General features: G+C 63.7%; 3 protein-coding genes. All 3 read right to left on the reverse strand.

All coding sequences use genetic code 11. The features are described 5' to 3' along the window. Nucleotides 1–78 precede the first annotated feature (78 nt). The 3 genes from ACW9I6_RS30370 to ACW9I6_RS30380 all read right to left on the reverse strand — a co-directional run bounded on the left by ACW9I6_RS30370 (nt 79) and on the right by ACW9I6_RS30380 (nt 5,388). The gene (locus ACW9I6_RS30370; protein ID WP_177123611.1) at nt 79–1,713 is read right to left on the reverse strand and encodes an ATP-dependent DNA ligase; all 1,635 of its coding nucleotides are present in this window, start codon (nt 1,711–1,713) and stop codon (nt 79–81) included. Next, entirely contained in the window at nt 1,710–2,714 is a 1,005-nt protein-coding gene (locus ACW9I6_RS30375) for a ligase-associated DNA damage response exonuclease (RefSeq protein ID WP_008432130.1), read from the reverse strand. Before ACW9I6_RS30375 ends, ACW9I6_RS30370 begins: the two co-directional genes overlap by 4 nt. A 232-nt stretch (nt 2,715–2,946) precedes the next feature. After that, complete coding sequence (locus tag ACW9I6_RS30380) at nt 2,947–5,388, reverse strand: penicillin acylase family protein (RefSeq protein ID WP_457340162.1); 2,442 nt, start codon at nt 5,386–5,388, stop codon at nt 2,947–2,949. Between the last annotated feature and the right edge of the window lie 190 nt (nt 5,389–5,578).

Here is a 5,578-nt window from a genome sequence, read left to right on the forward strand (position 1 = left end):
GTACATGTATTGACTGACACACCGCATTCGCGAGCAAGCCCGCTCCCACATTGATCGGTGGCGTTCGTGAGAGGCTTGTCAGGCCAGTAAATCCTGCAGGGTCGCCAGGTTGTCGGCTTCCTCGACGGCCTTGTCCTGGCGCCAGCGCAACATCCTCGGGAAACGCACCGCAATTCCGCTCTTGTGCCGCTTGGACAGGGCAATCCCTTCAAAACCCAGTTCAAACACCATGCTCGGCGTGACGCTGCTCACCGGGCCGAATTTCTCCACGGTGGTCTTGCGCACGATGGCGTCGACCTTGCGCATTTCCTCATCGGTCAGCCCCGAATACGCCTTGGCGAACGGCACCAACGTACGCTCAGTACCGGGCGGGCCGTCCCACACCGCAAAGGTGTAGTCGCTGTACAGGCTGGCGCGCCGGCCATGGCCGCGCTGGGCGTAGATCAACACCGCATCGACGCTGAACGGGTCGACTTTCCACTTCCACCACACGCCCATGTCCTTGGTCCGGCCCACGCCGTAGAGCCCGTCCCGGGCCTTGAGCATCATGCCTTCCACGCCCAGGCTGCGGGACGCCTCACGCTGCTCTGCCAAGTCTTGCCAGCTATTGCCGATCAGCACTGGCGACGTGCGCAACGTTGGCTGGTCGCAGTCGCTGACCACCAGCTCCAGTTGCGCCCGGCGTTCGGCCTGGGTGTGGTTGCGCCAGTCTTCGCCGTGGTGTTCCAGCAGGTCATAAGCGAGCACGGCGACCGGCGCGTCCTCGAGGATTTTCTTGCCCAGGGTCTTGCGGCCGATACGCTGTTGCAGCAGGGCGAAGGGTTGCACCGAGTCCTTCCACACCACGATTTCACCGTCGATCACCGTGCCATCGGGCAGGCTGTTTTCCAGGTCATGAAGCTCCGGAAAGCGCTCGGTGACCAGTTCTTCGCCCCGAGACCAGACCCACAAGCGGCCTTCGCGCTTGACCAGTTGTGCGCGGATACCGTCCCACTTCCATTCCACTTGCCAGTCAGCAGGGGAGCCGAGCAAGGCATCGAACTGTTCCACCGGCTGGGCCAGGCCATGGGCCAGGAAAAACGGATAAGGCTGCCCGCCACGCTGGGCGTGTTCGTCGGACGATTCGGCGGCAATCAGCTTCAAATAGCCTTCGGCCGTCGGACGGTTCGACAGGTCGGTGTAGCCCACCAGCCGCTGGGCCACGCGTTTGCTGTCCAGCCCGGCCATGGCGGCCAGGGCGCGGGTGACCAGCAACTTCGACACACCGACCCGGAAGCTGCCGGTGATCAGCTTGATGCAGAGCATCAGGCTCGGCTGATCCAGCTGTGCCCACAACGCGGGCAGGCGTTCTGCCAGTTCTTCTGGCGGCAGGCCACGCAAGGGCAGGAGTTTTTCTTCCAGCCACACGGCCAGACCATCGTCCGAGGTGTGAGGCGATTCCGGTAACAGCAGGGAAATGGTTTCCGCCAGGTCCCCTACCGACTGATAACTCTCTTCGAACAGCCACGGCTCAATGCTCGCGGCTTCGGTGGCCATGTCCCGCAGCAACCGGGTGGGTACCAGTTGTCGGGGCCGGCCGCCGGATAAAAAGTACACCGCCCATGCCGCATCTTCCGCGGGCGCCTGTAGGAAATAAGCCTGCAAGGCGGCGAGCTTGGCGTTGCTGGAGGTGGTGGCGTCGAGGTTGGCGTACAGCTCGGCGAAGGCTTTCATGACGTGGCCTCCTCTTCGTCATCGCCGTATTCGGTGGTGAATCCCTGGGCATCCAGGCCCTTTTCCCGCAGATGCCTGACCAATACGCCCACAGAACCGTGGGTGACCATTACCCGCTCGGCACCGGTTTGCTCAATGGCCCATAACAGTCCGGGCCAATCGGCGTGGTCCGAGAGCACAAAGCCGCGATCCACGCCGCGCCGCCGCCGGGTGCCGCGCAGGCGCATCCAGCCGCTGGCGAAGGCGTCGCTGTAGTCGCCGAAGCGGCGAATCCAGGTGCTGCCACCGGCGGAGGGCGGGGCGATGATCAGGGCCTGGCGCAATAAAGGGTCGGTCTTTTTGAAGTCGCCGGCGTAGAGGGTTTCAGGGATATAGATGCCAGCTTCGCGGTACACCCGGTTCAAGGGTTCGACCGCGCCATGGCTGAGGATCGGGCCGATGCTGGCGTCGATGCCGTGGAGAATCCGCTGGGCTTTGCCGAAGGAATAACAGAACAACACGCTGGCCTTGCCGGCGGCGATATTGGCCTGCCACCAGTCGTTGATCCCGGCAAAAATCTGCGCCTGGGGCTGCCAGCGGTAGATCGGCAGGCCGAAGGTCGATTCGGTGATAAACGTATGGCAGCGCACCGGTTCGAACGGCGCGCAGGTGCCGTCGGGCTCGACTTTATAGTCGCCGGAGGCGACCCAGACTTCACCCTGGTATTCCAGGCGCACCTGGGCGGAGCCGAGGACATGGCCGGCGGGGTGGAAACTCAAGGTGACGCCGTGGTGGCGCAGGCTTTCGCCATAGGCCAGGGTTTGCAGGTTGATGTCCTGGCCGAGGCGCGAGCGCAGGATACCTTCGCCGGGGGCGGCGGCCAGGTAGTGTTGGTTGCCGGTGCGGGCGTGGTCGCCGTGGGCGTGGGTGATGACCGAACGTTCCACCGGGCGCCAGGGGTCGATGTAGAAATCCCCGGCGGGGCAGTAGAGGCCTTCGGGCCGGGCGATAACAAGGTCCATGGGCGTGCCGTGGAGGTGGGCTTGTTAATTATGAGGCGAGGGCGGGTGGAGAAGTTCTATCGGAATGCATGCAATCAAATGTGGGAGCTGGCTTGCTGTGGTGAGGGGGCTTGTCCCCCGTCGGGTTCACCACAGATTGATGGGGCTGCTTCGCAGCCCAACGCGGGGCAAGCCCGCTCACCACAGCAAGCCCGCTCCCACATTTTGATCCGGTTGAGTCTGGGAAACCGGGTTACTTGCCCGGCACCAGCGTCAACCGCGTCTTCCCGTACACCCCGTCAAAGTTCTGTGGCTGCATCGGGAAGCTCAGGTATTGCGCCTTCAGCCACGGGTCGATGCCATTGGCATAGTTCGGGCTGGCCGGGTTGCCGGATTGGCCGATGCCGCTTTGGCCCATCATCGGTTCCGCCAGGCCGAAGTCGACAATCATCCGCAGCGCCGGCACCTGGGTCGTGTCGAAACTCTGGCCCCAGCTATACGGTGCGCTGTTCAGCGTGTTGTGATCGCCGCCCGCGGCCAGTGGGCCGCGAATGGCCTGGCCGCTGGTGTTCTTCCAGGTGTAGCTGTGCAGTTTGCCCCACTGCCAGGCCTTGTGATCGGCGCCCAGCGCGCTGTCGCCTGCGGTGATCGCGGCGGCCAGGCTGCGGGCGAGGATCGCCGGCTTGTCGGTTTTCTGCCCGGTGCGGGCGTCATTCCAGAACGGGCTGTCTTCGCGCCCCAGCAGGTGGTCGGCCACCGCCGAGTACGACAGGTTGGCGTTACCGATAAAGGCTTTCCAGGTGGCGCTGTTTTCCGGACCGAGTTCGTCGAGGAAAATCTGCTTGGCGCTTTCCTGCAGGAACAACTCATAAATCGCCGCGTCGGCGGAGGTGGATGCCAGCCGACCGTCAAAGGCCATCAGGCGGCCCAGTGCTTCCCGCGCCTTGGCCTGGTCTGCCCCCGGCAATCCATCGATCGCCTGTTTCAGCGGCTGGGCCATGCCCGGCGCCTGGAACATGCTCTTGAGCTTGGCGGCAAACGTGGTGGTCTGGTCGTACTGCATGGCAATCATGCTGCGGCTGTCATGCTTGCCGCTGCCGGCCAGTTGCGCGATACGTTCGGCGCGTTCCGGCGCGGCCCACGAGTTGGACAGTTGCATGCCGTAGCCACGGGGAATGGTGCGCTGGTTGGCCGTGCCGATCCAACCCTGGGCCGGGTCCTGATCGTAGGGGTGCAGCATCGCGTCGGCGTAGCCATCCCAGTCGAAACGCCCGTCCCAGCCCGGCGATGGCACCAGGCCTTCGCCTTCACGGCGGTTGGGGAACCGCCCGGTCACTTGCCAGCCAATGCTGCTGGCGTCGGCGAAGACCATGTTCAAGGCAATTGCGCGAATTTCCCGGGTGGCGTCAGACGCTTTACCGGCCGTTTGCGCACGGGACAGGTCGAAGAACGCGTCCAGGCTCTTGTCGTCCTTGAAATCGGCGGTTTGCAACGCCAGGCCGTAGCCGCTGGTCAGCGACTGGGCACTGTTGAGCAGCGGCCCGTGGCGGGTTTCGTACACCGCTTCGCGAATCGGCCGCTGGCCCTTGGCGAAGTAGGTTTCATTGCGCACGATGGCGGGCAGCCATTTGCCGTTGTTTTCGTAGTACAGCACGTTGCCCTGGCGCTTGACCTTCTCCAGGAATACGTCCTGGGTGTCACCCGAGACCTGGCTCATGCTCCAGGCCACCTTGCCGTTGAAGCCGGAAAGCAGGGTTGGCAAACCGGCGATGGACACACCGGCGGCCTGGTATTTCGGCGAGCGGATCTGCACGTAGTTCCACAGCGACGGGGCCTGCATCGAGGTCGACAGGTCATTGGCCAGCAGGCTCTTGTTGCTGCGGCTGCGCTGCGGGCCGATCGCCCAGTTGCTGGAGCTGGACGTGCCCAGGGTGTTGAGGGTGCCGAGGTGCTCGCTGAGGCTGGTCAGCGCAGCGAGGCCCGGGATCTGGCCCAGGTTGATGCCCTTGAGCTTGTCGGACTCGGCCACTGGCAGCGGTTCATCCGGGTAGCTCGGGGTCAGCCAGGCGAGTTTGTCGGCACCGACTTTTTGCGCGAGCACCAATGACGACAGCTCTTCCTGCAAGTTGGTCGACTCGCTGAAATTCAGCAGGCAGAACAGCAGCGCCGAATCTTCCGGCTTCCAGTATTCAGGCTTGTAGCCAGTCTGGGCCAGGTCTGGCGGCAGCTTGTCGCGGTAGCGGAACAGGTAGGCGTTGACCCCGCGTGCATACACTTCAAAGAAGCGCTTGAGGCGCGGCGACGAGGCGTTATACAGCTCGCCGGCGCTTTTGCGCAGGTTGACCGCCCGCATGAAACGGTCGACATCCAGCACATCCGGCCCGGACATTTCCGCCAGGCGGCCCTGGGCCAGCAGGCGCAGGGTGACCATCTGGGTGATGCGGTCGCTGGCGTGCACGTAGCCCAGGGTGAACAGCGCATCGTGGAAGGTGCTGCTTTCAATCAGCGGGATGCCCTGGCTGTTGCGGCGCACCGAAACGTTCTGCGCCAGGCCCTTGATCGGCTGTACGCCGGAAACCGGAGGCAGGGTGTCTTGGGTGCTCTGTAACTGGCAACCGGCCAGGCCCAAGGCACTGGCAATTGCCGCGGCAACGCCGAACCGGGGAAGAAAATGTGAGAGGGCTGGCGAGGCCATGGCAAAGCTCCTGCGGGGGGTAGCGTCAGTAAAGGCGCTACGTTAGTGAGCGCGGCGAAACGACGCAAGCGGGAGGCGATGCTTATTTCAGGATTTGCGTAAGGTTTCCAGTCGGGCACAAATCAGTGTGGGAGCGGGCTTGCTCGCGAAGGCGGTGTATCAGCTAAAAGAGTTGTGGCTGATCCACCGC

This window comes from Pseudomonas sp. SDO5522_S412, from assembly GCF_054071215.1.